This is a genomic window from Actinokineospora baliensis, assembly GCF_016907695.1.
In the GTDB taxonomy this organism is placed as follows: domain Bacteria; phylum Actinomycetota; class Actinomycetes; order Mycobacteriales; family Pseudonocardiaceae; genus Actinokineospora; species Actinokineospora baliensis.
Genome location: NZ_JAFBCK010000001.1, coordinates 2,206,984 through 2,233,343, shown reverse-complemented (window position 1 = coordinate 2,233,343; position 26,360 = coordinate 2,206,984). Strand labels below are relative to the sequence as shown.

General features: G+C 70.8%; 26 protein-coding genes and 1 tRNA gene. 8 read left to right on the top strand and 19 right to left on the bottom strand.

From position 1 onward, the window contains the following. Window positions 1-96: 96 nt before the first annotated feature. From JOD54_RS10650 to JOD54_RS10640, 3 genes are all read left to right on the top strand, one after another. A complete protein-coding gene (locus JOD54_RS10650; protein ID WP_204450373.1) occupies window positions 97-1,335 on the top strand; it encodes a hypothetical protein in 1,239 nt (412 codons plus the stop codon). Between the two features lie 83 nt (window positions 1,336-1,418). Beyond that, entirely contained in the window at window positions 1,419-1,937 is a 519-nt protein-coding gene (locus JOD54_RS10645; RefSeq protein ID WP_204450372.1) for a hypothetical protein, read from the top strand. 96 nt (window positions 1,938-2,033) lie between these two features. Next, on the top strand, window positions 2,034-3,191 hold the full coding sequence (locus tag JOD54_RS10640) for a cystathionine gamma-synthase (RefSeq protein ID WP_204450371.1): 1,158 nt from the start codon (window positions 2,034-2,036) through the stop codon (window positions 3,189-3,191). A gap of 40 nt (window positions 3,192-3,231) precedes the next feature. On the opposite strand, the gene JOD54_RS10635 is transcribed toward JOD54_RS10640, so the two are convergent. Both JOD54_RS10635 and hppD read right to left on the bottom strand, forming a co-directional pair. Beyond that, the gene (locus JOD54_RS10635; RefSeq protein ID WP_204450370.1) at window positions 3,232-3,480 is read right to left on the bottom strand and encodes a hypothetical protein; all 249 of its coding nucleotides are present in this window, start codon (window positions 3,478-3,480) and stop codon (window positions 3,232-3,234) included. A 129-nt stretch (window positions 3,481-3,609) separates the two neighbouring features. Beyond that, window positions 3,610-4,812 carry a 4-hydroxyphenylpyruvate dioxygenase gene (gene hppD / locus JOD54_RS10630; protein ID WP_204450369.1) on the bottom strand — a complete coding sequence of 401 codons (1,203 nt, stop codon included), beginning with the start codon at window positions 4,810-4,812 and terminating at the stop codon, window positions 3,610-3,612. 159 nt (window positions 4,813-4,971) lie between these two features. Here hppD and JOD54_RS10625 point away from each other — a divergent pair, with 159 nt between their 5' ends. Further along, window positions 4,972-5,460, top strand: a complete 489-nt coding sequence (locus tag JOD54_RS10625; RefSeq protein WP_204450368.1) for an Lrp/AsnC family transcriptional regulator — start codon at window positions 4,972-4,974, stop codon at window positions 5,458-5,460. 493 nt (window positions 5,461-5,953) lie between these two features. Here JOD54_RS10625 and JOD54_RS10620 read toward each other — a convergent pair whose 3' ends face one another. After that, entirely contained in the window at window positions 5,954-7,036 is a 1,083-nt protein-coding gene (locus tag JOD54_RS10620; protein ID WP_204450367.1) for a terpene synthase family protein, read from the bottom strand. A gap of 399 nt (window positions 7,037-7,435) precedes the next feature. On the opposite strand from JOD54_RS10620, the gene JOD54_RS10615 reads away from it, so the two are divergent. Next, window positions 7,436-8,443, top strand: coding sequence for a polyprenyl synthetase family protein (locus JOD54_RS10615; RefSeq protein WP_204450366.1), 1,008 nt, complete (start codon window positions 7,436-7,438; stop codon window positions 8,441-8,443). A gap of 571 nt (window positions 8,444-9,014) precedes the next feature. Here JOD54_RS10615 and JOD54_RS10610 read toward each other — a convergent pair. The 5 genes from JOD54_RS10610 to JOD54_RS10590 form a co-directional block, all read right to left on the bottom strand. Further along, window positions 9,015-9,893 (bottom strand): DivIVA domain-containing protein, encoded by an 879-nt coding sequence (locus tag JOD54_RS10610; protein ID WP_204450365.1) that lies wholly within the window; start codon window positions 9,891-9,893, stop codon window positions 9,015-9,017. 160 nt (window positions 9,894-10,053) lie between these two features. Then, window positions 10,054-11,013: an ATP-binding protein gene (locus JOD54_RS10605; protein ID WP_204450364.1), complete on the bottom strand. Its 960-nt coding sequence runs from the start codon at window positions 11,011-11,013 to the stop codon at window positions 10,054-10,056. 87 nt (window positions 11,014-11,100) lie between these two features. Next, entirely contained in the window at window positions 11,101-12,069 is a 969-nt protein-coding gene (locus tag JOD54_RS10600) for a polysaccharide deacetylase family protein (RefSeq protein WP_239573334.1), read from the bottom strand. 315 nt (window positions 12,070-12,384) lie between these two features. Continuing rightward, window positions 12,385-13,140, bottom strand: coding sequence for a class F sortase (locus JOD54_RS10595; protein WP_204450362.1), 756 nt, complete (start codon window positions 13,138-13,140; stop codon window positions 12,385-12,387). 6 nt (window positions 13,141-13,146) lie between these two features. Then, on the bottom strand, window positions 13,147-14,619 hold the full coding sequence (locus JOD54_RS10590; protein ID WP_239573333.1) for a SpaA isopeptide-forming pilin-related protein: 1,473 nt from the start codon (window positions 14,617-14,619) through the stop codon (window positions 13,147-13,149). A 410-nt stretch (window positions 14,620-15,029) separates the two neighbouring features. Here JOD54_RS10590 and JOD54_RS10585 point away from each other — a divergent pair, with 410 nt between their 5' ends. Together JOD54_RS10585 and JOD54_RS10580 are read left to right on the top strand one after the other, a co-directional pair. Then, on the top strand, window positions 15,030-15,854 hold the full coding sequence (locus JOD54_RS10585) for a Bax inhibitor-1/YccA family protein (protein WP_204450361.1): 825 nt from the start codon (window positions 15,030-15,032) through the stop codon (window positions 15,852-15,854). 75 nt (window positions 15,855-15,929) lie between these two features. Then, complete coding sequence (locus JOD54_RS10580; protein WP_204450360.1) at window positions 15,930-16,316, top strand: hypothetical protein; 387 nt, start codon at window positions 15,930-15,932, stop codon at window positions 16,314-16,316. Here the strand turns inward: JOD54_RS10580 and JOD54_RS10575 are convergent. The 10 genes from JOD54_RS10575 to JOD54_RS10530 all read right to left on the bottom strand — a co-directional run bounded on the left by JOD54_RS10575 (window position 16,313) and on the right by JOD54_RS10530 (window position 24,873). Further along, window positions 16,313-18,034: an SDR family oxidoreductase gene (locus JOD54_RS10575; protein ID WP_307859930.1), complete on the bottom strand. Its 1,722-nt coding sequence runs from the start codon at window positions 18,032-18,034 to the stop codon at window positions 16,313-16,315. The genes JOD54_RS10580 and JOD54_RS10575 overlap by 4 nt on opposite strands. Before the next feature lie 50 nt (window positions 18,035-18,084). Then, the gene (locus JOD54_RS10570) at window positions 18,085-18,834 is read right to left on the bottom strand and encodes a MerR family transcriptional regulator (RefSeq protein ID WP_204450359.1); all 750 of its coding nucleotides are present in this window, start codon (window positions 18,832-18,834) and stop codon (window positions 18,085-18,087) included. Between the two features lie 253 nt (window positions 18,835-19,087). Next, window positions 19,088-19,161 (bottom strand) — tRNA-Leu (locus JOD54_RS10565). Between the two features lie 90 nt (window positions 19,162-19,251). Further along, entirely contained in the window at window positions 19,252-20,577 is a 1,326-nt protein-coding gene (locus JOD54_RS10560) for an NAD(P)/FAD-dependent oxidoreductase (protein WP_204450358.1), read from the bottom strand. Window positions 20,578-20,679: 102 nt separating this feature from the next. Next, window positions 20,680-21,189, bottom strand: coding sequence for a hypothetical protein (locus JOD54_RS10555; protein ID WP_204450357.1), 510 nt, complete (start codon window positions 21,187-21,189; stop codon window positions 20,680-20,682). After that, entirely contained in the window at window positions 21,186-22,511 is a 1,326-nt protein-coding gene (locus JOD54_RS35490; protein ID WP_204450356.1) for a DUF58 domain-containing protein, read from the bottom strand. The genes JOD54_RS10555 and JOD54_RS35490 overlap by 4 nt, the downstream gene beginning before the upstream one ends. Beyond that, entirely contained in the window at window positions 22,508-23,449 is a 942-nt protein-coding gene (locus JOD54_RS10545; RefSeq protein ID WP_204450355.1) for an AAA family ATPase, read from the bottom strand. Before JOD54_RS10545 ends, JOD54_RS35490 begins: the two co-directional genes overlap by 4 nt. After that, window positions 23,436-23,924, bottom strand: a complete 489-nt coding sequence (locus JOD54_RS10540) for a hypothetical protein (protein WP_204450354.1) — start codon at window positions 23,922-23,924, stop codon at window positions 23,436-23,438. Before JOD54_RS10540 ends, JOD54_RS10545 begins: the two co-directional genes overlap by 14 nt. A 43-nt stretch (window positions 23,925-23,967) precedes the next feature. Next, entirely contained in the window at window positions 23,968-24,642 is a 675-nt protein-coding gene (locus JOD54_RS10535) for a DUF4129 domain-containing protein (RefSeq protein WP_204450353.1), read from the bottom strand. A 57-nt stretch (window positions 24,643-24,699) separates the two neighbouring features. After that, window positions 24,700-24,873, bottom strand: coding sequence for a DUF397 domain-containing protein (locus JOD54_RS10530; protein ID WP_204450352.1), 174 nt, complete (start codon window positions 24,871-24,873; stop codon window positions 24,700-24,702). Between the two features lie 375 nt (window positions 24,874-25,248). On the opposite strand from JOD54_RS10530, the gene JOD54_RS10525 reads away from it, so the two are divergent. Then, window positions 25,249-26,094 (top strand): helix-turn-helix domain-containing protein, encoded by an 846-nt coding sequence (locus JOD54_RS10525; protein WP_204450351.1) that lies wholly within the window; start codon window positions 25,249-25,251, stop codon window positions 26,092-26,094. A 56-nt stretch (window positions 26,095-26,150) separates the two neighbouring features. Here the strand turns inward: JOD54_RS10525 and JOD54_RS10520 are convergent, their stop codons facing one another. Then, complete coding sequence (locus JOD54_RS10520; RefSeq protein ID WP_204450350.1) at window positions 26,151-26,345, bottom strand: hypothetical protein; 195 nt, start codon at window positions 26,343-26,345, stop codon at window positions 26,151-26,153. Between the last annotated feature and the right edge of the window lie 15 nt (window positions 26,346-26,360).

Sequence of the window (26,360 nt, the reverse complement as noted above, 5' to 3'; positions counted from 1 at the left end):
CACGAACTACACCCGGATAGCGCATCAGATAGCGTTACCGGCAGTGTTATCCGCGTTGCCAGCTGACACACCAGGTCAAAAGGGGTGGGAAACCCGATGAGTGCTCCCCAACCGCCGAACCAGCCATGGCAGGGCGGTCAGCCCCAGCAGTGGCCTGGTCAACCCGGTCAGGACCAGCCGTACGGCCAGCAGCCGGGTGGCTACCCGGCGCAGCAGCCGCACTACGCGCCGCCGCCCGGTGACAACACCGGCGCCGACGGCGTCGAGCGGACGCAGGCCATCCGCCCGGGGCAGAACCCCCCTGGCAGCGAGGACGACGGCGTCGACCGCACGCAGGTCGTGCGCCCCGGCCAGGGTGACGCCACCCAGATGGTGCCGCCGGGCTCGGTCCCGCAGAACCCGCCCTACAACCCGCCGCCGAGCGCGGCCGACACCGCATCGCCCCCCGGCGGGTTCGGGCAGCCCTACGGCCAGCCGCAGCAGCAGTACGGCCAGCCCGGCGGGTTCGGCCAGCAGCAGCCCGGCTACGGCCAGCAGCCCGGTGGGTACCCGCAGCAGGGCGGTTTCGCGCAGCAGCCCGGCCTCGGCGGTGCGCCGCGCGCGGGCCAGCCCGCCAACACCGGCATGATCGCGCTGATCGTGCTCGGCGTCGTGGCGCTGCTCGGCGTGATCACGCTGATCATGGGCATCTCGCTGACGTCCACCATCTCGTCGGTCAGCAGCGCGTGCTCGGCCTACAACGACAGCGCCTTCGCGGTCAGCATCGCCTGCCCGAGCGGTATCAACGTGCTGTTCTCGTTGCTGCAGCTGGCCGGTGGCGGCGTGGCCGCCGCGGGCGCGGTGCTGCTGGCGCTGAAGCGGAACCTGAACATCGCGCACTTCCTGGTCGTCGGCGGTGGCGGTGTCGTGCTCCTCGGCTCGCTGCTCAACGGCATCACCTTCACCTTCGGCGGCAGCATCACCACGTCGTTCGTGTTCGGCCTGATCATCGCGGGTGCCGGTGCGCTGGCGTTCTTCCCGCAGACCAAGGACTACCTGCTGGGCAGCTCGCCGCTGAGCTCGCTCAGCGGCGGCGGTGGCACCGGCGGCCCCGGTGCGCCCGGTGGTTTCGGCCAGCCGCAGCAGCCCTTCGGCCAGCCCCAGCAGCAGCAACCGCAGCAGGGTTACGGTCAGCCCTACGGCCAGCAGCCGCCCCCGCCGCCCGGGTACGGCCCGCCGCCGCAGACCCCGCCGCCCGGCTTCCCGCCGCCGCAGCAGGGTTACGGGCAGCAGCCGCCGCAGGGTGGCTACGGGCAGCAGCCCCCCGGACAGCAGCCCCCGCAGCAGTGGAGCTAATGAAGTGAATCGATGGGCCCCGGCAACCAGCCGGGGCCCATCGGCGTCTCAGGGTTCGTCACCGCGAGACGCGAGGGGGAACCATGAACTACCAGTCCGAGTACCCGCAGCAGCAGGCTTTCCACCCGTCCTACCCGCTGGCGCAGAGCAGCCCGGCCACGGCTGTCCTAGCTGGACTGTCCTCTTTGGCCGTTGCGGGTGGCATCGGCGGCGCCTCGGCGTACTTCCTCGCCGAGTTCCCTTCCTACGGCAACGTTTTCGACCTCCCGGCCGGGATGCAGTCGATCCTGATCGGCAGGCTCGCGATCGCCGCGCTGGCACTGATCGGCGCGATCATGCTGTTCGCGCGGCGCCGGGCGGGGGCCCCCGTCGTAGCCATCAGCGCGATCCTCGGCGCGGCATCGCTGCCGCTGGAGCCCGTGGTCTCGGAGATGCTGCGCGGCATCGGCCTGTCGGTCAGCGACTACTTCCAGGCCCTCTTCGAGTTCAACGACACCTACACGATCCTGCTCGCCGTCGGAGCTGCCGCCGCCCTGCTGGCTTTCCTGTTCGCGATCTTGCCGCCGACCGGTCGGTGGCTGCGGGGCGCGCGCCGCTACTGACACCAGGCGCAGGTCACTCGATCGGTGAAATATTCCTCATAGTGGGAAGGCTCCCAGGTAGTGGGCTGGGAGCCGGATCCCCGTAGCCTGGACGGCATGGCTGACGAGACTGCGCGCTGGGGGTTCGAGACCCGCGCGATCCACGCTGGGCAGGAGCCCGACCCGCACACCGGCGCGGTGATCGTGCCCATCTACGCCACCTCGACCTTCGTCCAAGACGGTGTCGGCAGCCTGCGCGAGGGCGGGTACGAGTACTCGCGCAGCGCCAACCCGACCCGCACCGCGCTGGAGCAGGCGCTCGCGGCGCTGGAGGGCGGCAAGCACGGCCTGGCCTTCGCCTCCGGCCTCGCCGCCTCCGACGTCGCGCTGCGGTCGATCACCAGGCCCGGCGACCACGTGATCCTCGGCAACGACGCCTACGGCGGCACGTTCCGGCTGCTGGACAAGGTCCTGACCCAGTGGGGCGTCGAGTACACCGCGGTCGACCTCGGCGACCTCGACGCCACCCGCGCCGCGGTCCGCCCGACCACCAAGGTCATCTGGTCGGAGACGCCGACCAACCCGCTGCTCGGCGTCGTCGACATCGCCGCGCTGGCCGCGATCGCCGCCGAGGCGGGCGCCCGGCTGATCATCGACAACACCTTCGCCACCCCGTACCTGCAGTCCCCGCTCGGCCTCGGCGCCGACGTCGTGCTGCACTCGACGACCAAGTACCTCGGCGGGCACTCCGACGTGGTCGGCGGGGCGCTGATCACCTCCGACGACGAACTGCGCGACCAGTTCGCCTTCCTGCGCAACGCCGCGGGCGCGGTGCCCGGCCCGTTCGACGCGTGGCTGGTGCTGCGGGGCGCCAAGACCCTGGCGCTGCGCATGGAGCGGCACAGCGACAACGCCGAGCGGATCGTGGAGACGCTGGTCGGCCACCCCAAGGTGACCAGGGTCTACTACCCCGGCCTCGCCGAGCACCCCGGGCACGAGATCGCCGCCAAGCAGATGCGCCGGTTCGGCGGGATGGTGTCGTTCTCCGTCGCGGGCGGGGAAGAGGCCGCGCTCGCCGTGGCGGCCCGCACCCGGCTGTTCCTGCTGGCGGAGTCGCTCGGCGGGATCGAGTCGCTGATCGAGCACCCCGGCAAGATGACCCACGCCAGCACCACGGGGTCGCCGCTGCAGGTCGCGGGCGACATCCTGCGGCTGTCGGTGGGCATCGAGGACAGCACGGACCTGGTGACCGACCTGCTGAAGGCACTGGACTAGACCTCGTCAGCGGGGCCTCGTCGTGAGGCCCCGCGGCGGGTCACGGGCTGATCTGGTGGAAGCGCTCGACGGCCCGGCCCGCGTCGGTCTCCGACGTGGGCGTGCTGGGCGCGGCGGGCAGGTCGGCCGGGTCGACGCAGCCGCCCACCAGTTCCAGGCCCTGCGGGCGCTGGACGAACTCGCCCGCGCTCGCGCAGCCCGCGTTGCTCACGGTGAACACCGCGACGCCCGCCAGGACCAGAGCAGCCGCGGCAGCGCCAGCCAGTGGCATCGTCCTGCGTGCGGCCATGGTTCTCCCCGAGGTGAATACGCCCTGGGGGCGAGCGTACCCGCCCGGTCCCGAACGCACCTGAGTAGTAGCTGAGTGTGGCCCCCGTCCAACCGGGACGGGGGCCACACTCGTGCGCTCAAGCGGGGGCTACAGGTTGCCCCGGCGGTCCTGCTCGCGCTCGATCGCCTCGAACAGGGCCTTGAAGTTGCCCTTGCCGAAGCCGAGCGAGCCGTGCCGCTCGATCATCTCGTAGAACACCGTCGGCCGGTCGCCGGTGGGCTTGGTGAAGATCTGCAGCAGGTAGCCGTCCTCGTCCCGGTCGACCAGGATGGCGTGCTCCTTGAGCTGCTCGATCGGCACCCGCACGTTGCCGATGCGCTCGCGCAGCTCCGGGTCCTCGTAGTAGGAGTCCGGCACGTCCAGGAACTCGACACCGGCGGCGCGCATGGCCTTGACGGTGGCGATGATGTCGTTGGTGGCCAGCGCGATGTGCTGGCAGCCGGGGCCGCCGTAGAACTCCAGGTACTCGTCGATCTGCGACTTCTTCTTCGCGATCGCGGGCTCGTTGAGCGGGAACTTGACGCGGTGGTTGCCGTTGGCGACGACCTTGCTCATCAGCGCCGAGTACTCGGTGGCGATGTCGTCGCCGACGAACTCCGCCATGTTCACGAAGCCCATGACGCGGTTGTACCAGTCGACCCAGTAGTCCATCTTGCCGAGCTCGACGTTGCCGACGCAGTGGTCGACGGCCTGGAAGATGCGCTTGGGGGCGTCCGCGGGCTTGGTGTAGGCGCCCGCCTTCGCCACGTAGCCCGGCAGGTAGACGCCGTTGTAGCGGGAGCGGTCGACCAGGGTGTGCCTGGTCTTGCCGTAGGTGGCGATGGCACCGATGCGGATGGTGCCGTGCTCGTCGGTGACGTCGTGCGCCTCCTCGAGCACGATCGCGCCCTGGGCGCGGGCGTGCGCCAGGCACTTGTCCACGTCGGTGACCTCGAGGGCCAGGTCGACGACGCCGTCGCCGTGCGCGCGCTGGTGGTCGAGCAGCGGGCTCTTGGGGTCGACGCCGCCCTTGATGACGAAGCGCGCCGAGCCGGACTTGAGCACGAACGCCTTGTGGTCGCGGTTGCCGGTCTCCGGACCCGAGTACGCGACCTGCGTCATGCCGAACGCGGCCTGGTAGAACAGCGCGGTCTGCGTCGCGTTGCCCACGACGAAGACGACGGCGTCCATGGCGCGGACCGGGAACGGGTCCTTGCTCTCGTCGTACTCCACGAGACCGACGAGCTGGCGGAGCTGGTCGAAGCTCACCTCGTCCATGCCCTGGTCACCGCGGTTCAGCGTGCCCGTCATGGCATTCCTCCTGCGTTCGCGTCCTGCGTTGGCACGAGCATGAGCAGACCGGGCATCCTGCGCAACAGTTGAGAAGATCACTGGACAGTATGTATAGGGTATTACCCATAGTGTTCGGCAATTCAGACACTCTGCGCACCTGCGACGAGAGGACGGGCGATGAGCGAGACCACCGAGGGCGGCCCGGGGATCGACGACCTCGACGCCCGACTGCTGCTCCTGCTGACCGACGAACCCAGGCTGGGCGTGCTGGAGTGCTCACGCAGACTGGGCGTCGCGCGCGGCACGGTCCAGGCCCGGATGGACCGGCTTGAGCGGCGCGGGGTGCTGACCGGGTTCCCGCCCGCGGTCGACCTCGCGGCGATGGGGTACGGGCTGACCGCGTTCGCGGTGCTGGAGATCGCGCAGGGCAAGCGGGGCGAGGTCGCGCAGCGGCTGCACGCGATCCCGGAGGTGTGCGAAGTCCACGCCACCACCGGCGAAGGCGACCTGCTGGTGCGGATGGTCGCCCAGAACAACGCCGACCTGCAACGCGTCATCGACCGGGTGGTCAACGTCGAATGGGTCCGGCGAACGTCCACCTCGATCGCACTGTCGACGCCCATCCCGCCTCGGGTGCGGCCGCTGCTGGAACGGGCGGTGCGGTGACGTTTGCGGCGGGCGGCGGGCGGCGGGCAAGATCGAATCGCGCTGAGCAGCCCCCGTATCCAGCCTACCGAGAGGGGCGGGTTGGGCGGGGCGAGTGGTGAGGCGGGCTGTGGACAACTCTGGGCGGGTGCTCGGAAGCCCGGCGAGAGGCGGGGCGTCAGCTGGGTTTCGAGTGCTCCACGGCCCGAGGCAAGATCGAATCGATGTGAGCAGCCCCCGAATCCCAGGCTACCGAGAGAGTCGGCCTCGACGCGGTGAGCGGCGAGGCGGCCTGTGGATAACTCTCGTCGTTGGAGGTTCGCGCTGGGGTGCGGTGGCGGCCACTTGGCCAGTGCCGCTCCGGTGGCATATTCGCAGTTCAGTGGCGCATTTCGGGGTGGCTGCAAGATCCAATTGAGCTGAGTTGCCCCCGAGATACAGCCTACCGGGAGGGGCGGGTTGGGTGCGGTGGATGCCGGGGCGGGCTGTGGACAACTCGGGGTGGGGGCCGGGGTTAGCGGGTTGGGTTGGTGAGGGGTTGGTGGGCGGTTCCGAGCCGGGTGAGGGTTCGGGGTTCTGGGACGGGGCTGCCCGCGAGGTCGTCGGTGAGGGTGCGGTTGTCGCCGTGGTAGCGGGTGCTCTCGCGGGCGTGCCGGAGGTTTCCGGTGATCATGTGGCCGACCTCGACCAGGAAGCGGGACAGGTCGGTGCGGTGCCGCAGCGGTCCGGTGGCGATCTTGTCGCGGGTGGCGATGAAGCGCTGCTCGGTCGCGACGGCGCGGGCGGCTATGGCGTCGAGGGCCTCTTGGAGGGGAGCACCTTGTCCTAAGAGGACCCACACGGCGTTGCTGGTCTCGCCCTCTTCCAGTTCCTTGGCGAACGAGTAGAGGTCGTTCACGAGGATCCAGTGGTCGATCGCGAGCGTGCACGCCCGGCGCACCAACGGGTCTTCCGCCGCGATGTCGCCGAGGTCGATGCCGAGGGACCACTCGGCGACGGCGAGGATCCAGAAGCCGTAGGCGTTCACCCGGCGGCTGGAGCCCAGGTAGGCGTCCAGGTCGGTCAGGTCCTCGACGGTGTTCTCGGTGGCGTTGTTGACCACCACCGCCCGGCCCGCTTCGACCATCCGCCCGCCGACCGAATCACCTGTGGGCAGCATCAGCCGGTGCACGTCGCGCACGAGCCGGACCAACGGGTTCGCGCCCGCGTCGTCGGCCCCGAGCGCGGTGCACAGCTCACCGGCGAGCCGGGCGCGGGCGGCGGGCTCGCGCAGCCACGGCGCCGAGAAGGCGTCGTCGACCAGTGCCGCGGTGTTCATCCAGAGCTGCTGGACGAAGAAGCGGTCCGGCCGGGTGTGCGGCAGGCACAGGGCACCCCACCGGTGCAGGTCCTGGCGGAGGTAGCGGTCGGTGATCCGACTGTCCTGTTCGGACTCGCCGAAGTAGTCGACCAGGTAGGGGCGCAGCCAGGCCAGGACCCGGGGCGCGGTGGCCGGGTAGTCCTGGTGCAGCGCGAGCGGGCAGTGGGTCGGCAGCGCGGGCAGCCGGTAGGACATTCCGTAACGAAGTTCGACCGCCGGATGGGGAGAATCTTTCAAACCAACTCCTCCATTTTATAGTTCAATTGTAAACGCGGTGGATTGTTTCGCTCCATCTCGCTCATGCGGATGCCGCACCGGTTCACCTGTGCGGACGCACGGGCGTCACCGTGTGCCGCTGCCGGTTGCGCCACTCCGGTGATCTTGGCCGGGTGACCGGGTCGACGTCGAGCCGGTCAGTGACCACGACTTCCTTAGCCTGCCCTTCGGCGGGCACGCGCCACCCGGGTGTGAACAGCTTTCACCTGCGCGGCGGCCGCGCCCCTACGGTGCGCGGCAACTGTTTGGGCCATTCGGGGCATACCGGCGAGGAGATCACCCGAAAAGATCACCGGGGACTGTGCAGCTGCACGGGATCATTCAGGGGTCGCTAGCGGAGTCGACGGGGAAGCGCGAGCCATGAGCCCGGGTGTCGAGCAGGTGCTGACCGAGAGCCGTGGTGCCGTGCTGCCTGCGCTGCGTGCTGCCGTGGCGGCCATGCCGTACCCCATGAGGCGAATAGCGTGCTACCACTTCGGCTGGTCCGACGCCTTTGGCAGCCCCGTGCACACCGACAGCGGCAAGATGGTCCGCTCCGCCCTCGCCCTGCTCTGCGCCCGCGCCGTCGGCGGTGACCCCACCTCGGCCATCCCCGCGGCGGTGGCGGTGGAGCTGGTGCACAACTTCTCCCTGCTCCACGACGACATCATGGACGGCGACCGGACCCGCAGACACCGAGGTGCCGCGTGGACGGTCTTCGGCGTCCCCGCGGCACTACTGGCCGGGGATGCCTTGTGGGCCTTGGCCTTGCGCGTCCTCGCGGCCGCCCCCCACGCCGACCGCTCCCTGCCGATCCTCACCGACGCCCTGTGGTGGCTCATGGACGGCCAGAGCGCGGACGCCGATTTCCCGCACCGCACGGAAGTCACCGTCGCCGAGTGCGAAGCGATGGCGGCTGGCAAGACCGGGTCGATCATGGGGTGCGCGTGCGCATTGGGGGCGCTGCTCGGCGGCGGGACCACGGGCCAGATCGCCGCGCTGCGCGAGATGGGCGAACAACTGGGACTTGCGTTCCAGTTGGTCGACGACCTCCTCGGCATCTGGGGCGACCCCGGCACGACCGGAAAACCAGGCGGCGACCTGGTGAACCGCAAGAAGACCCTGCCGGTGGTCGCCGCCCTGAACTCCGGAACCGCCGCGGGCGTCGAATTGGCCGCGTTCTACCGGGGAGACCGAGCGCTGACCGAGTCGGAGCAAACACACGCCGCCCACCTGATCCAGTCAGCGGGTGGACGGGACTGGGCCCAGCTGGAAGCAGAGCGGAGGCTGGCCGAAGCCACAACTCTGCTGACGCGGGCAAACCCCCACCCAGGAGCAGCGGAGGCCCTGGCCACCCTGGCCACCCACCTGGCACACCGCGACAGCTAGGACTCGGAGCAAGACCCAGCCCGACCAAGGAGCAGCGGAAACCTCGGCCTGCCACCCGGCACACCGCGACAGCTGAGGCCCAGACCGAGCGCCAGCTTCATCCCGGCCGCACCACACCGGCCGCGCACCTGGCCCACAACGGCAGCTGGGGCCCAGAGTGAATCGCCACCTGCGGCAGCCGATACCCGGGCGAGCAAAGACCACGCCTGATCGGGGGCCGAACGGAGACTGACCGAGGTCACAGCCAAGCCTCGGCCACACCGGTCGTCCTCTGGCACCACCACAGCACAGACCTGGACCAAGCCGCCGTCCGCCGCAGCTGGTACTCAGCGGGTAAACGGGACCAACCCCACCGAAGGTCAAGGGGCCGTTGGTCGAAGCCACAGCCCTGCCCGCACGGGCGCCACAAGGAGCAGCGGAAGCCTTGGCACACCTGCTACTCACTTGGCACACCGCGGCAGGGGTTGATCGAGGCCACCCTGTTCGCGGCAGCGAACCCGCTTGGCCGTCCACCGGGGGACCCGCGACAGCCGAAGCCGGGCGTCGGGTGGGGGGTGCGCGGGGCGAGCGGCTAGGGCTGGGTGGCTTTCTGGGGGATGGGGAGGTTCTTGGCCGTGGGGGCCTCGGTGTTGACGGGGTCCAGGTCTATTTCGGCTTCGATGGGCTCCAGCAGCTGCGCGCTCTGGTTGAGCAGGTCCGAGGTGCCGCGCAGGCGTCCGGCTAGTTGTTCGCGCAGGGCGGTCAGCTGTTCCACCTGGCTCGTGGCCGCGGCGATCCGCTTGGCGGCTTCGTCGGTGGCTTCGGTGATGCGGCGGGTGGCTTCGGCTTCGGACTCTGCCCGGCGGGTGGTGGTTTCGTCGTCCAGGGCGGCTCGGCGGGTGGCCAGCTCTTGTTGGAACTGCTGCTCTTGGCGCTGGCGGTCGCGCTCGGCCTGGTCGTCGGTGGTGCGTTGGCGGGTTGTGGCGGCGGTGGTCATGGCTTCGGACTTGGCCTTGGCCTCGGCCATCAGCCCGACGTGGGCTTCGTGGAGCTCGGTGTGGCGCTTCTCCACGTCGGCGAAGAGGGTGCGGTAGCGCTCGCGCAGCTCGGCGGAGGCGGCTTCGGCCGCCGACCAGGCCGTGTCGGCGGCGGACTGCGCGCGGGCGACGATCTCACCGGCCTGGGCCTCGGCGGTGGCGATGGTGCGGGCGGCGCGCTCGGCGGCGTTGGGGGCCGACGAGGCCGCGGCGGCGTTGCCTATCTTGTCGAGGCGCTCGGTGAGGGCGGTGATCTCGCGGCGCGCCAACTGCAGCTGCCCCTCCAGCTCCTCGGCGCGCGCCCTGGCCTCGTCCCGCTCGGCGGTGGTGCCCGCGTGCTCCTCGACGAGCCGGTCGACGTAGCGGCGGACCTGCGTCCGGTCGTACCCGTGCCGCGCCACGCTGAACTCGGGGTGATCCTGCTGGGGGCCCATGCCGACGACCGTACCGGGGCGGGTACGAACGGCAACATGAAGGCCGCTCGGACAGGTGACGCGTCACTCCGCCGGGGCATATCCGCGCAGCGGCGCAACAGCCCCGGGATGCCGCGGGCGCGGCACCTGCCTGCCGGGAGCCGTTGACCCGCCTGGCGGCTCAGCCTGCCAGCGGGACCGGGCCTGCCACGAACTCGGGGTCGACCTGCTCGGCCAGGTCGCGGCCCGCCCGGCCGTTGGCCCACGCCGAGGCGTTGCGCAGGTGGAACTGCACGGTCTGCCGGTGGAACTTCGCCCAGTCCTTCTCGACCGTGTCGACCAGGGCGCGCATCGAGCGCAGCGCGTCGCGGTTGTCGGGCTCCAGGGCCTCGACCGGGCGGATCTCGCCGCGCTCGGCCGCCCGGACGTGGTCGGAGCGGCCGACCCAGGCCAGCAGGTCGGCGCCGACGTGCTGGCGCAGGAAGGCCACGTCGTCGCCGTCGATGACCTTGTTGCCGACCACGGCGACGCGCACGTCGAAGTCCCGGGCGTACTCCAGGTACTGCCGGTACACCCCGACACTGCGCAGCGTGGGCTCGCACACCAGGAAGGTGACGTCGAACCGGGTGAACAGGCCGGAGGCGAAGGAGTCCGCGCCCGCGGTCATGTCGACCACCGCGTACTCCCCCGGGCCGTCGACCATGTGGTTGAGCAGCAGCTCCACCGCGCCGACCTTGGAGTGGTAGCAGGAGACCCCCAGGTCGGACTCGGCGAACGGGCCGGTCGCGGCCAGCCGCACCCCGCCGACCGGGCGGACGAACCGGTCGTAGAGCGGGTTGTCGCCCGCGATCCCGATCAGCCGGGAGCCCCGGCCGGGCGGGGTCGTCTTGATCATGTCGGCCGCCGAGAGCACGCGGGGGTTGTCGCCGCGCAGGTGGTCCTTGATGGCGGTCAGGTGCTCACCGAGGGTGGGCTGGTCGTGGTCCTCCGGCGCGCCCAGCGCGGCGGCCAGGTGCTGGTTGATGTCGGCGTCGACGCCCAGCAGCGGGGGTGCCGGGGTCTCGGCGGCGAGGTGGCGCAGGAACAGCGACGCGAGCGTCGTCTTGCCGCTGCCGCCCTTGCCTACGAAGGCGATCTTCACGTGGGTCTCCGGTGGTGCTGGTGGATCCTGACCCACTACTGGTATCGGTTATCATTATCCAACGCAAGCGGGACCACCCGAATGTGATCAGCTCGGTTGGGGGATCTGCGCGTTGGGCAGTTTCCGCCACGCGTCGAGCACCGCGGGGTCTTGCAACGACAGCCATTCGACGACTTCGGAGTAGGAGGCGCACACGGTCTCGGGCTTCGCGCACACCGATCCCATGAACTTCTCCGTGGCCGCCAGGAACGCGCCGCCGGACCAGTTGTTGAAGTGGTTCCCCACCACCATCGGCGCCCGGTTGCCGTCGAACGCGGCCTGGTAAGCGCGTTCATAGGTGTCGAGCACGACGCCGGTGAACTCCGGCGCCCTGGCGGGCTCGTCCTTCGCTTTGTTGAGCAGGTACCAGAAGTTGTAGTCCATCATGATTGTCTTCTTGTAGCGGACTCCTGGCACCCGAACCGAGGGCATGGCAAATTCCCACACCCCGCCTTGCGTCGTGGGCCAGGCGAGGCCGTCGGAGACCTGGCTCGAGTCGTAGGTCATGCCGCGGGCCGCCAGCACCGGCATCAGCACGTCGAAGCGGCCCTCCAGGCACGGCGTGCGGCCGCCCTTGACGGTCTTGGGGTCCAGCCGCAGCCCCTGCGCCCTGCCCTTGTCGACGAAGGCGAAGAACTGGTCCAGCTCGTCGTTCCACTGCGCGGCGTCCCAGCGCCCCACGCTGGGTTCGGCGCCCTGGCAGAAGTGCCCGTTGTAGTGGGTGCCGACCTCGTGGCCCTGGTCGAGCGCGGTGTTGAGGTCCCCGATGAGCAGGCGGACGTCATCGGCGGTGCCGCCGAAACCGATGGACGCGCGGCCGGGTTTGTGGCCCGGCCCGGTGTAGGCGGTCTTCTCCGCGTCGGTGAGCATGTAGATACCGGACAGAAATCCGGAGAAATGCGCGTTGACGCTGCGCGCGAGGGGTAAGAAGCGCTGCCAGTGCTCGTGGGACCCGGCGCCGTCGAAAGAGAACAGGACGAACTGCGGCGGTTTCTCCCCCGGGTTCAACTTCCGCATCCACACCGGCGGCCCGGCCGATGCCTGGGGACTCGGCGATCCCTGTACGACGTGACCGGACCGTTCCGGACGAATCGTGCCGACGACCACGAGGACCACAAAGGCCAGAACCAGCGCGATCCCGACAACCACTATCTCCCAACGCCTCCTGGCCACCATTCGCGTCCCTCCCCTGTCGCCGCTCGGTGCTCCCGTTCGGATAGACGCCTGTCCGGTGAGGTCGTTGCCATCGGTAATTCGACATCCCCCCGATCGAGACAAACCGACCCGAACCAGGGTCACCCGGTTCGGGTCGGCAGTGCTCAGGCGTCAGGTCTAGACCGGGACCGCGATGACCACCCGGTTCGACTCGTAGCCCTCCGGGCCGCCGACCCACTGGCCGCCGCAGGTCACCAGGACCACGCGGTGCGGGCCGGTCTGGCCGAAGAACTCCTCGGCCCTGGCTGGCAGGTCGTGCTTGCTGACCGTCTCCACCTGGGTCACCCGGTACCGCCACTGGGTGCCGCGGTCGTCGACCACCGAGACCAGGTCCCCGGCCCGCGAGCTCCACAGCTCGGCGAACGGCCCGGTCTTGCCCTTCCAGTTCACGTGCCCGGCGAACACCGACGCGCCCGCCCTGGCGTCCAGGCCAGCGCCCCACCACGTGGCCTCCCGGACCCCGCTGGGCACCGGCAGCGTCGCGTCCGGGCCCAACTCCTTGCGGACCAGGGTCGCCGTTCCACCCTGGGCCAGCCGGAGCGTGCCCGGCCGCTGCCCGGCTTCTGCCGGGCGCGGCGGCTCGGGCGCGGCCTTGGTGGTCGAGGTGGGAGGCGGCTGCGGGGCAGGCGGCGCGCTGGTCGGCGTCGGCTCGGCGACCTTGGGCTTGATCTGCGTGCGCATGCCCGCGAGCGCCGCGTCGCTGTCGGCGGCGGCCCGCTCCACGGCGACCCGCTGCAGGCCGCCGTCGCTGGGCAACGGCAGGCCGCCGACGTAGGTGGGTGTGGTGAAGGTCAGCCCGCAGACGAGGACCACGAGCACGCCCACCCCGCCCGCGGCGGCGGGCGGGGCGAACGGTGAGCTACGACGAGCCATGCCCGGTCAGTGTCCCCAGTCCTTGCGCATCCGGCGGCTGACCACCACGGGCCCGCGGCCGCGGCGCACCAGCACCGTGCCCGCACCGGCGGCGAACAGCAGCAGCGCGCTGAGGGCGACGAGCAGCCCGACCGACGGACCGCCGCCGTCGACCATGGCGGCCGCGGCGGCCGGGGTGTCACCGGCGGGGATCGTCTTGGGCACCGTGGGCACGTTCGGTTTGTTGACCAGCTTGAGCTCGACGGTCTTGCCCGGCTCGATCTTCCCGCAGGCCGACGGCGGGTTGGCGGCGTCGAACGACTGCTCGTAGCCCGGCGGCGCGGCGACCTCGGTGACGCAGATCTCCTGCGGGGTGCGCAGGTTGGGCACGGCGGCCCTGCCGTCGGCACCGGTCACCACGACCAGCGCCTTGCCGTCGGTCCCCACGAGCGGCTTGCCGTCCTGGTCGACGGCGGGGGTGGTCTTGTCGGCGCCGGTGACCCGCAGCGACACCGAGGCGATGCCCTGGCCGGTCTTCTCGTCGACCTTGGCGACCGCGACCGACCCGGGCGCGGTGACCGCGGTGGTGTCGGCGGCGGCCTTGAGCTCCTTCTCGCCGCCGGTGGACACCACGCTCTGCGTGCCGTCCTTGACCGCGTGCTGCACGACCGGCTGGTCGGCTGGCCCGAGCAGGGAGATCGACACCGACGGCTTCGGCCCGGTCGGCACGACCTCCAGCGCGATGCCGCCACCGCCGTCCTTGGTCGTCGCGGTCAGCTCGGTCTTGCCGCCCGAGGTGGCGTCGACCAGCGTGACCTTGACCGGGACCTTGCCGACGCCGCTGCCGCCCTTGCCGAGCACCTCGATGGTCCAGGTGTCGGGGGTGCCGATGACCTGCGGCTTGGTCGGCTTGGTCAGCGCGGTGCTCCACGGACCGTGGTTGGCGGTCGCGTCTGCCTTGAGCCTGCCCGCCGCGGTGAGCACGTCCGGGGCCTTCGCCCGCAGCTCGTTCTCGTGGAAGGCGATGTCGTAGGCGATGGTGCGGTAGCCGTTGGTGGCGGCGTTCAGGTCGGCCGGGGTGCGCGGCGCCGCGGTCCACTGGTGCAGCAGGTGCGCGAGCGCGGCCGCCTCGGTGGCGTCCTTGGTGTCGGCGTAGCGCAGCAGCAGGTAGGAGATGTCGGCGGCCTGCACCGGGTCTAGGTCGGCGCCGTACTTGGTCTTGAGGACGTCACCGGGCTTGTAGACCTCGTTGGTGTCGGGCTCCTTGAAGGCGAACTTGACGCACCACACCTGCTTGCCGTTGACCACGTAGGACCCGAGCCAGTCCTCCGTCGCGTTCGAGGGGGCGCCCTGGTAGGGCTGGGGGGCCACCCCGACGCCGATGCCCTTCTGGTAGTCGGCCGAGGCGGGCGTGGCCCCGGTGACGAGTAAGGCGGCCGAGAGGGTGGCCACCGTGGCCAGCGCCGAGGTCAACCGGGCACCGAGTGTGGATCGCCGCATTGTTCGGTCGGCTCCTTGCCGCGCCGCGGCAGCGCACGGCCGACGGCGCTTGAAGTGCGTGGAACTCCTGGCGGTGCGGCCCGCCATGGGCAACGGGTGGGGACCGGGGCGCGCACCTCGTGCGAGCCTGCTAGGTGGGAACGGGGCCGGGCAATCCGCCAACGGGTGGAGATGATCATGGTTACCCAGCGGCGTTCCCGCAGGTGGGCACTGGGGCCAACCGGGGAGCGGGGTACCGAACGGCGTAGGGTTCGGCCCGGTCGGTCACCCTCGGTGCGACGTGCGGGAATCGGTGGTGTGCGCCCGGCGTTGGGCCAGATGTGGGTAAAGTGGGTTTTACCCAGCGGGAACCGGTCGGCCGGGTCGATCGTTGACCGTCAGCAGGCGCCATCCAGGCCCAGGAGGATCAGGTGCGTTCTACCAGCAACCCCGCCTTCCGCAACCTACCCCAAGGCGGGTACGGCGGCGGGTACGCGGGCTTCCAGCCCCAGGCCCAGGGCTACCAGGACCAGGGCTACCCGCCCGGGTACGGGGCCCCCAGCGCGCCAGCGGGCACCGGCGACCGCCCGATGACCGTCGACGACGTGGTCACCAAGACCGCGGCCACCCTCGGTGTCGCCCTCGTCGTGGGCATCATCACCGCGGTGCTGGTGCTCAGCAGGACGATCAGCAGCCCCTACCCGCCGATGATCATCGGTGCGCTGGTCGGCCTGGTCATCTCGCTGGTCATCATCTTCAAGAAGACCCCGAGCCCCGCGCTCGTGCTGACCTACTCGGCGGCCGAGGGCCTGTTCCTCGGTGCCATCACCGGCGTCTTCGAGATGTTCGTCCCCGGCATCGCGTTCCAGGCGATCCTGGGCACGGCGCTGGTGTTCATCACGATGCTGGTCGTCTACAAGACCGGCGCGGTCAAGGTCACCCCGAAGCTGACCAAGTGGATCATCGGCGCCACCGTGGGCGCCGCCGGTCTGATGCTGGTCAACCTGGTGCTGTCGATGTTCGGCGTGAACATGGGCATCCGCGACGCCGGCCCGCTGGGCATCGGCATCAGCCTGCTGTTCATCGGCATCGCGGCGTTCAACTTCCTGCTCGACTTCGACATGGCCGACCAGATGATCCGCTCCGGCACGCCGTCGAAGTTCGCCTGGTACGTGGCCTTCGGCCTGATGACCACCCTGGTCTGGCTGTACCTGGAGATCCTGCGCCTGCTGTACATGCTGCAGAGCAGCGACTGATCACCCAGTCACCACAAGTGGGGCGCCCGACCGGACGGTTGGGCGCCCCTCTTGTTTGCCCCTAGAGTCGATCTCGTGCGCGCACTGATCTCGTGGCTGCTGTGCCTGGTCGGGGTTGCCGTGGTCGGCTTCGGCGCGTTCCGGCCGTGGTACGAGGACCGCACGGGCACCACGCTGCCGCTTTCGGACCTGTTCAGCGGGGTCACCAGGGAGAGCGCGTCCGCCCTCGGGTCGTTGACGCTGCCGCTGGCGATCGGGGTGCTGCTCGCGGTCGTGGGCATGGTCCGCGCCAAGGGGATCCTGCAGCTCGGCGGCGTCATCCTCGCGGCGACGATGATCGTGTGGGTCGTCCAGGCTCGCGAGGTCGTCGACCTGGGTGACCTGCAGGTGGGGGCGTGGAACACGTTGTTCGGCAGCCTGCTCGTGCTCGCCGCGGGGATCCTGCGGCCGGGCAGGCTTTAGATCAGGCGGGCCAAGCGGCGCATCAGTCCGGGGGCGAACCGCGCGCCGATGCGGGCGAGCTTGGCCTCGGGGGTGACCGGCAGGACCGGGATCCGCTCGCGCACGGCCCGGACGATCTCCTCGGCGACCCGCTCCGGGGTGAACCCGCGCCTGGCGTACGCCTTGCTCGCCCGTTGCCGCAACCGTTGCTGCTCAACGGCATCCGCGCCCGCGAAGGTGGTCGTGTTGGTGATGTCGGTGGCCACCACCCCGGGGCAGATGGCGCTGATCCCGATGTCGTGCGCGGCGAACTCCGCGCGCACGCAATCCGACAACGCCAGGACAGCCGCCTTGCTCGCGGCGTAGGCGGACAGCGAGCGGCTCGGCGTGTACGCGGCGGCCGAGGCGACGTTGACGATGTACCCGCCCTCGCCCGCTTCGGCCATGAGCGCGCCGAACTCGCGGCACCCGTTGACCACGCCGAGCAGGTTGACGTCGGTGACCCGGCGCCAATCCCGGTCCGTGGTGGCCAGGAACGGCCCAGCCATCCCGATCCCGGCGTTGTTGACCACCACGTCCGGCACGCCGTGCTCGCCGGCGACGTCCTGCGCGAAGCGGAGCACGGCCTCGGCGTCGGACACGTCGACCTGGTAGGCGTAGCCCGCTGGTCCGATCTCTTCTGCGGTGCGCTTGGCCGCTTCGACGTCGATGTCAGCGACGACCACTTCCGCACCGGACGCGGCGAAGGCGAGAGCCGTGGCCCTACCGATTCCCTTGCCCGCGCCGGTGATGACCACGAGGTGGTTGGTGAACCGCACGCCCGCTCGAGCGCGTTGCAGTCCCCGGGTCATCGGAGCGCCGCGGACGTGGCCGACGAACTCGTCCACCATGCGCGCCAACGCATCCGGGTGCGACAGAGGAACCCAGTGCCCGGCAGCGACGCGACGCCGCCACAGCCTCGGGATCCAACGCTCTAGATCTTCAGCGAGACCTGGCGTGACGAACCGGTCCCTAGTCGGGATGACGACCTGGACCGGAACCTCGGTCTCACGCGGTTTCGGGTGCTTGGTCAGCATGTTCGCCCGGTACAACCGCACGCCGCGCGCCGCGTCCACCCCGGTGGTGGGGGCGGGGGCGGTTTCTATGCCCTCGACGAGGCGCAGGAGGTGGTGCCAGCGGGGACCGATGACGGTTCGCCAAGCCAGGGCGGGCAGCACCGGGATGTGGAACACCGCGATGTACCAGGAGTGGTTGAGCTGGGTGATGACCTTGCGCAGGTTCGCCGGGCTCGGGTGGGCGAGCCTGCGCCGCAGCCACTGGCCGACGTGGTCGAGGCTGGGACCGGAGATCGAGGTGAACGAGGCGATCCGGCTCTTGGCGCGCGGGGCGGTCACCGCGGCCCAGGACTGGATGGACCCCCAGTCGTGCGCGACGACGTGCACTGGCCGGTTCGGGCTGACCGCGTCGGCGACGGCGAACAGGTCTTCGGCGAGGAGGTCCGTGCGGTAGGCGGCGGTCTTGCGCGGGGCGCTGGACTCCCCCGCGCCGCGCACGTCGTAGCGGACCACGTGGTAGTCGCCCGCCAGTCGCGCGGCCACGCCGTCCCAGAGCCGGTGGGTGTCCGGGAAGCCGTGCACGAGCAGGATCGTTGGCTCGCCGGGGTCACCTTCGCTGAACACCGCGAGCTCGACGTCTCCGCTGGTCACCGCGCTGCGGCGCGGGGCTGGTGCACTGGCCACGGTGACTCCCTCTGCTTACGCGACAATGACGAACGTTACAATCGCCATTGTCACTCTGCAAGGTCCCTGGCCCGCTCCGCCAGGGCGATCAACCGGTCCCCCATCACCTCCGGGATGACCCGGCGCGCCGAGCGGTCCACCGCCGCGCCGACCGCGGACATGACCAGCGGGTGCAGCCGCGACACCACATCGGCGAACCGCGGCAGCTCGTCGCCGCTGGGCAGCCAGTCCGGCCCCTTCGGGTCCAGCACGTACTGGCGGACCAACCCGACCAGCAACGCCGTGATCCGGTCCGACTCGGCCTGCAGCTGCGCGGCCAGCACCAGCGCCTCGGCCAGCGGGACGTCCAGCTTGACCAGCTCGTGGCCCGCTTCGAGCAGCTTCATGCTCGGCGCGACCAACTGGGTGCCGCGGCGCTGCAGGATGCCCAGCTTGAGCGCGGTGCGCAGGTTCGCGGGGGTCAACTGGGTGCCGAACATGCGGGCCAGGTCGGCCATCGACACCACCGCGGGCTGCTCGTGCGCCCCAGCCGCCCCGGTCGCCTCCTCCAACCCCAGCACATCGGCCAAGCTGTGCCCGGCCCGCCAGGCGTCGAGCATCTCCTTGATCTGGGCGAACGCGTACCCGCGCTCGAGCATGTTGAGGATCAACCGCAACCGGGCCAGGTGCGCGTCGGAGTACACCGCCCCCCGCCCCCGCCTGGTCGGCGGCGGCAACAACTCCCGATCCTGGTAGACCCGCACATTGCGCACCGACGTCCCCGCCGCCCGCGCCAGGTCATCGATCCGGTACTCGGCCACCCGGCCGAGCTTAGCCGCCACCCCCAGCGACGACGGTCTCTCCACAGTGGACGCCACGAGCCCGGGCGCGCGGCCTGCCGACAACTCGACACGACCGGCGCCCGGACACGGGCGCTCGGAACTCGGACAGCGTCCGGACCACCCGAGTGGACGGACGTCACACCTCGGGGGGCGGTGGTGAATCACCGCCGCGACTGTGGGCCAGTGGACGATCGCCAAGAGACGTCCCTAGCGGACTGCTGTCCTGCTTTTGTGCCCCCGACCGGATTCGAACCGGCACTCGACCCCTTTTAAGGGGGCTGCCTCTGCCTGTTGGGCTACGGGGGCAGCGGCAGCCTAAGGCGCGACGAGCGGCCTCGGGACGGGTTTGTGACAACTCCGGCCGGGTGGCCCAACCGGGGCTGGGCCGTTTGCCGGTCAGCCCTTGGACACCCTGGCGAACTCCGCCTTGGGGTCGTTGATCTGGCCCATCGAGATCACTTCGCGCCGGAACAGGCCGCCAGTTAACCAGTCCAGCGTGATGCGGACCTTGCGGTTGAAGGTCGGCATGGCCTTGACGTGGTAGGCGCGGTGCATGGCCCAGGCCAGGAAGCCCTTGGCCTTGATGTTGAAGACGTCGCCGACGCCCTTGTGCAGGCCGAGGCTGGCCACGGAGCCGATGTTCTTGTGGAAGTAGTCCTTGGGCTCGCCGTCGCGCAGGGCGGTGACGATGTTGCGGGCCAGCAACCTGGCCTGGCGGACCGCGTTCTGGGCGTTGGGCGCGCAGATCGCGGTCGGGTCCTGCTCGGTGCGCGACAGGTCGGGCACCGCGGCGCAGTCGCCAGCGGTCCAGGCGTCCGACAGGCCCTCGACCCGCATCGCGGCGGTGGCGCGCAGGCGGCCCTGCTTGGTCAGCGGCAGGTCGGAGGCGGCCAGCACCGGGTTGGACTTGACCCCGGCGGTCCACACGATGGTGTCGCTGTCGAACTCGGTGCCGTCGGAGAGCACGACGTGGCCGCCCTCGAACGACTTGGCCAGGGTGGACAGGTAGACCTCGATGCCGCGCTTCTCCAGCTGCATCACCGTGTACACGCCGAGGCTCTCGCGGACCTCGGGCAGCACCCGGCCCGCGGCCTCCACGAGCACGAAGCGCAGGTCGTCGGGCTGGACGTTCTTGTAGTACTGGGTGGCGAAGCGGGCCATGTCCTCCAGCTCGCCGAGCGCCTCGATGCCCGCGAAGCCGCCGCCGACGAAGGTGAAGGTGAGCAACCGCTTGCGCAGCTCGGGGTCGAGCGTGCTGTCGGCCTCGTCGAGCTTGCTCATCACGTGGTTGCGCAGGTAGATCGCCTCGCCGATGGTCTTGAAGGCGATGCCGTGGTCGATCAGGCCGGGGATGGGCAGCAGCCGGGCCACCGAGCCGAGCGCCACGACGAGCACGTCGTAGCCCAACTCCTCGGTGTGGCCGTCGGGCGCCTCGATGGTGACGACCTTGCGGGCGTGCTCGATGGCGGTGGTCCGCGCGGTGATCACGTGGCAGCGCTTGAGGGCGCGGCGCAGCGGCACGACCACGTGCCTCGGCTCGATCGCGCCAGCGGCGGCCTCGGGCAGGAACGGCTGGTAGGTCATGTGCGGCTGCGGGTCGACGACGGTCACCGACGCCTCGCCGGAGCGCAGCTTCCGCTGCAGGCCGAGCGCGGTGTAGAGCCCGACGTAGCCGCCACCGAGGATCAGGATCCGGGTGGGCTCCGACTTTCCATGCGCCATGCGTTCATGGTGGCACTGGTGCGGGGTGCCCGCGCGCCGCCCCTGTGTTGGTGTGACCCCGGTCGCTGGGGGATTTCCGCAGGTGTGACGCCCATCGCGGGGTCAGCGGCGGCGCTGGCGAGCAACGATCACGAGCAGTGCGAGACCGGCGATCGACAGTAACGCGATCAACTCCACCGGTTCGGGTGTACGCGTGATCGGCACCACGGCGGCCACCGCGGCGAACCCGAGCGCGGCGGCCTGCACGGCGGCGGCGCGGCGCAGGGTCGGGCGCAGCGCGGCCGGGTCGAAGCGGGCCCCCTTGGGCAGCAGGCCCGCCAGCGCGCAGGCCAGGTGCAGGGCGTGGACCAGCGGGATCAGCACCAGGACGGCCGGGCGCAGCGGGTCGCCGCCGTCGAGGGTGAGCAGCAGCGCGGCGGTGCAGATGAGCACCAGCGGGGCGGGTGAGGCGGGCAGCAGGACGGCGGCGAGGGACAGCAGGGCCGCGACGGCGAGCATGATGGTGGACACACCGCTGAGCGCGAGGTCGAGCAGGATGCCCGCGCAGGCGCCCCCGGCCGCACCGCGCAACCACCACGCGGACCGGCCGCGACCGACGTCGAGGGTGCTCACGAGCGCACCCGCCGCAGCACCGAGGCGACCGCGTCGGCGGTGTCGACGACCGCGACCCCGTTGGCGCGCAACGCATCGCGCCGCGCCCGGTGCTCACCCGCGATGATCAGCCGGACGGCGTCGCCCCACGGCGCGTCGGGGTCGGCGACCAGCGGCGCGGGCAGGGTGTCGACGGCGATCACCAGGTGGCGGCGGGCGGTGGTGGTCGCGGCGGTCACCGTGGCGTCGTCGAGGAACGGGGAGAGGAACACGACCACTGCGCCGCGCGGGACCTGCCTCGGCAGCAGCACCGGGCGCGACGACCAGCCCGCGGTGCGGCAGCAGGCGACGAGCTGGTGGCGGAGGCGGACGAGCTGCCGGTGCCCAACCCCGGGCGGCACGGACAGCTGCGGGCGGCCCAGGTCGATCAACCCGACCCGGTCGCCCTGGCGCAGGTAGCCCGCCGCCAGCGAGGCCGCGTACCGGACGGCGGTGTCGAGGCTGCCGCCGGGGCGGACCGCGACCCCGGGCGCGGCGGTGGACCAGTCGCCCAGCTCGGCACCGACGTCGACCAGGGAGTCGAGCACCAGCACGAGGTCCGCGTCGACCTCGGCGTGCCGCTCCCGCACGTGCGGGAGCGCGAGGGGCTCGCCGGTGGCCGCGCCCGCGCGCAGGGTCACCCGCCAGTCGATGCGGCGCAGCCGGTCGCCAGCCTGGAACGGCCGCACGGCGCGCAGTTCGACGCCGTCACCCGGGCGCCGGGCGCGGTGGGCGCCGACCAAGCCGGACGCGCGGGGCGGCAGCGGACCGGGGATGAGCGGGGTGACCGGCGGCAGGACGGTCCGGCGGCTCTCGGTGCCGACGACCGGTCCGTTGATCAGCAGCGCGTCCCTGCTCGCCGCGAGGTGGTCCGGGCGCAGGTCAACGCCCTCGCCCCAGGCGTTCCAGCGGAGCGCGGCGCGGATGGTGGTGGCGCTGCCGGGCAGGAGGTGGACGGGTCCGATGGCGGAGCGGTCCGGCGAGGGCAGGCGGATGGCGAGGAACTCGACGCCGGGGCCCGCGGTGACGGTGATCGCGGCTTTGGTCCGGTCGCCCGACTCGACGGTGGCGGGCAACCGGTCGAGCTTCGGCGTGGGGGCCGGGCCGGTGGGGACCGCGAGCGCGGCGATCGTGCCGAGCAGCAGCGGTGCACCGATGAGCACGAGGTCGACGTGGTGGGTCACTACGCCGACACCGACCAGTCCGAGCCCACCGACGGCACCGCGGAACAGGGCGTCGGTGCCACGCCACCCCGACCGCCCCGCCGTCCGCCGCGCGGTCGCCCACCGCTGGATCCGGTTCACGCGCGGGCGCCCGCCGGACCGGGCACCGACCCGAGCAGCTCGGTGACGACCTCGATCCCCGTGGCGCCGGAACTCCAGGTTTCTGGCCTGAGCGTCAGTCGGTGCGCCAGAGCGGGAACAGCGCACTCCTTGACGTCCTCGGGCAACACGAAGTCCCGCCCGTCGAGGACGGCCAGGGCCCTCGCGACGAGGAGGAGGGCTTGGGAGCCGCGCGGGGACGCACCGACCTCGACGCTGGGGTGGTCGCGGGTAGCGCGGGCGAGGTCGACGCAGTACCGCAGGATGTCGGGGTCGACGTCCACCTGCTCCACGGCGGCCTGAAGCGCGGCCAGGTCGTCGACAACGGGTTCGACGGTGGTTTCTTCCTTTCGCCGCTCCAGCCTGCGGCGCAAGACCTCCACCTCATCCTCGGCGGGCGGGTAGCCGATCTCGACGCGCAGCAGGAACCGGTCGAGCTGGGCCTCGGGCAGCGGGTAGGTGCCCTCGTACTCGACCGGGTTGGCGGTGGCCAGCACGTGGAACGGGCGCGGCAGGGCGAAGGTGCGCCCCTCGACGGTGACCTGCCGCTCCTGCATTGCCTCCAACAACGCCGACTGCGTCTTGGGCGGCGTGCGGTTGATCTCGTCGGCGAGCAGCAGCCCGGTGAAGACCGGGCCGGGCCGGAAGGTGAACTCGCGCTCGGTCGGGTCGAACACGAAGGACCCGGTCACGTCCGCGGGCTGCAGGTCCGGGGTGCACTGCAGTCGTGCGAACTCCAGCCCGATAGCGCCCGCCAAACTCCGCGCGAGCAACGTCTTGCCGAGCCCCGGCACGTCCTCGAGGAGAACGTGCCCCCCGGCGAGCACCGCCGCCAGCGTCAACCGCAACGCTCGATCACGACCGACGACGACCGCCCCGACCGCGTCGGTGACCGCCTTGGCCGAATCACGGACGATCAACGTTCCTCCACAGTGGACTTTCGGCGGACTTGTGGTCGCCGAGAACGGGTTCGAGGAGCTCGACCAGCCGCTGCGGGGTGGGCATGGTGGCGGTCGGGGAGGCGATCAGGCGGTACAGCTCCTGGCCGATGCGCTCGCGGGCCATGTCCACATCGGACACGTTGAGGGCGAGCGCGACGGCGGTGCGCAGGCGGGGCTGGATGCGGGAGCGGAAGCGGTGCTGGTCGTGCTCGGCCTCGGCCAGGCGGGCGGCGAGGGTGGCGGCCTGGGGCTGGGTACCGGACCCGATCTCATCGGGCAACGCGGACCAGACGGGCTCGAGCGGACCCGCCAGCAGGACTCCGAGACCGGTCACCAACCCAGCGGGCACAGCGATGGCAACCGCCCAGAACACCGGAACCCCACCCAACCACACAGCTACGACAGCGACGACGACCGCCGCAACGATGCCGAGGGCAACGCTCTTGGTGGTCATGCCGCCACCGGGGAGAGATGGGGCCGGGGCGAGCTCCTGGGAGTCATCTCGTGGCCAGGGAGTGTTCTAGGCGGGTGAGGGCTTGGGCGGCCGCGGCGATGTCTGCGGGGGTGATCACCGCGGTTGGGCTGAAGCGGGCTCGGTGGTAGGCGCCGCGGAGGGAGTGGAGGGCGGTGGGGTCGGCGGCGTGGGTGGTGAGGAGGTGATGGGTGAACTCGGTGGGGGTTTCGTGGGCGGCTCGAGGGGTGCCGAGGGTGGCCGCGGCGGATTCGAGGGTTAGCCAGGCGGCGACGATGGCGTCGGTGGGGGTGCCTTGGGGGTTCGCGGTGAGGGCGAGCCGGGCGGTGCGGGTGGCGGCGAGCAGGTGCGGCACGGCGGTGGCGCCGTCGGGGTCGGTTGGGGTGCTCGGCCAGTCGAGTTCGGGGAGGGCGGCGCGGGTGCGGCGGCGGGTCAGGCCCGCCAGGAGGCCGACGGCGCCGATGAGCAGCATGACCGCGACGACGAGCAGCAGCAGGCCGGTGGAGATGCCGCTGATGAAGTCGAGCACCCCGTTGGGCGACTCGGCACCCGAGTCGGTCGGTGGCGGGGGTGGCGGGTCGGGGTCCGCCGGGGCGGCACCGACCTGACCCGACGGGATGGCCGAGCCGCCGCGGGCTGCGACGACCGCGAGCAGCAGCAACGCGGTCGCGACCAGCGGCGGACCCAGGCGCGGGGACATGGCCGCCAGCTTGCCCGACGACCGACCCGGCTACCAGTGATTACCCGCGCACCGCGCTCACCCCCGCACGAAGGCCAGCAGCCTGCGCACCGTCCGCCGCGAGATGTCCAATTTCCGGCCCGGGTTCTTCGAATCTCGGACGGAATTCCCACCGGACCACCTGGCGAGTTCAACACAATTGTTGCTTTCGCTGTAAGTACTCTTTCGCCACTCCAGCAGCACGACGGTCATCAAAGCCCCTCCGAGTTCGGCTCCCCCATGCGGGGGCGCAATACCCGGGCATTATTCCGCGATTGTCGGCGACCCGTGAATCCGCTGGCCGGGTAGCACCCTTGCACCGAACGCAGGGCACGCGGGTCGGATCACCACTGACCGAATCTTCTACTGAGAGTAGTCACAACTCGCGTAGAGGTGATACCGGCGGAGTGGCCAAACTTGTCATTGCGAGGTGAACGAAGGGGCAGCGAAACCGGTCCCAGCCGTGCTACCTTGCCAAACGCCCCCAGACGCGCAGCGCGGTGGCGGTCAGCCAAGTGGCACTCTGCCGGGTGGCACTCGCTCTATAGTATGACACCCAGTAGCCGAACGTCCCCTCGGAGTCGCACGATGCCAAGACAACGAGACCCCCGCTTCTCCAAGCGCCAGCTCGGTCGACTCCTGCGGACATTCCGCGAGCAGGCGGGCAAGACCCAGCCCGAGGTCGCCGCCACCATGGACTGGTCGGTGTCGAAACTGATTCGCATAGAGAAGGCGGCGGTCGGGGTGTCCACCACCGATCTGCGCGCGCTGCTGGCCGAGTACGGCATGAACGACCAAGAGGTGATCGCGGACCTGGTCGAGGTGGCCAAGGAGAGCCGCGAGCAGCCCTGGTACGCCCGCTACGACGCGGTCACCAGCGAGCCGTTCCGCCGCCTGCTGGCCTACGAGGGGTCCACCGCCGCGATCCACCAGTACCACCCGGTGCTGGTCCCCGGGCACCTGCAGACCGCCGACTACGCCAGGGCCGTGCTGGGCACCTACTACTCCGGTGTGGAGCTCGACCTGGCCGTGGAGTGCAGGCTGCAGCGGCAGTACCGGTTCGAGAGCGACCGCCCCAAGCTGGTCGCGCTGATCGACGAGGCTGCCGTGCGCCGGGGCATCGGCGGCCCCGAGGTGATGCGCGGGCAGCTGCGGGCGCTGCTGTCGCGCTCGGCGCAGGACTGCACCACCGTCCGGGTCGTGCCGTTCGACGCGGGCGCGCACCCGGGAATCGGCGGCGCTTTCATGTTGCTCGAACTCGACGACGAGATCGGCGACACCGTCCTGTTCGAAGAGGCCGCTGGCAAGGACTACCTGGCCACCGGCGACAACGACGTGGTCACCGCGGCCTGGGAGAGGTTCCTCGCGATCGAGCAGCTCGCCCTGTCCGAGTCCGACACGACCGCCCTGCTGCGGGCGCTTGTCGAAAGCTGACAGTCCCAACGCGACGCCGGTGGCGGCCCACATCGGACCGCCACCGACACCGAGCGTCACCGCCGCCGAATAGCCGTTCCCGTTTTCCCGGAATTGCCATCCGATACCACCACGACCTCGAGCGCCGGTAGCGGCAACGCCCGGACGCTGATCCTGATCTCGCGCACCGGTTTCGCCAGCAGCCACCGGAGCAACAGGAAAACAAACCCCCACGACGCGCACACGACGAGCAGAACGACAAGCGCGGTCACTGTGGTTACCTCACC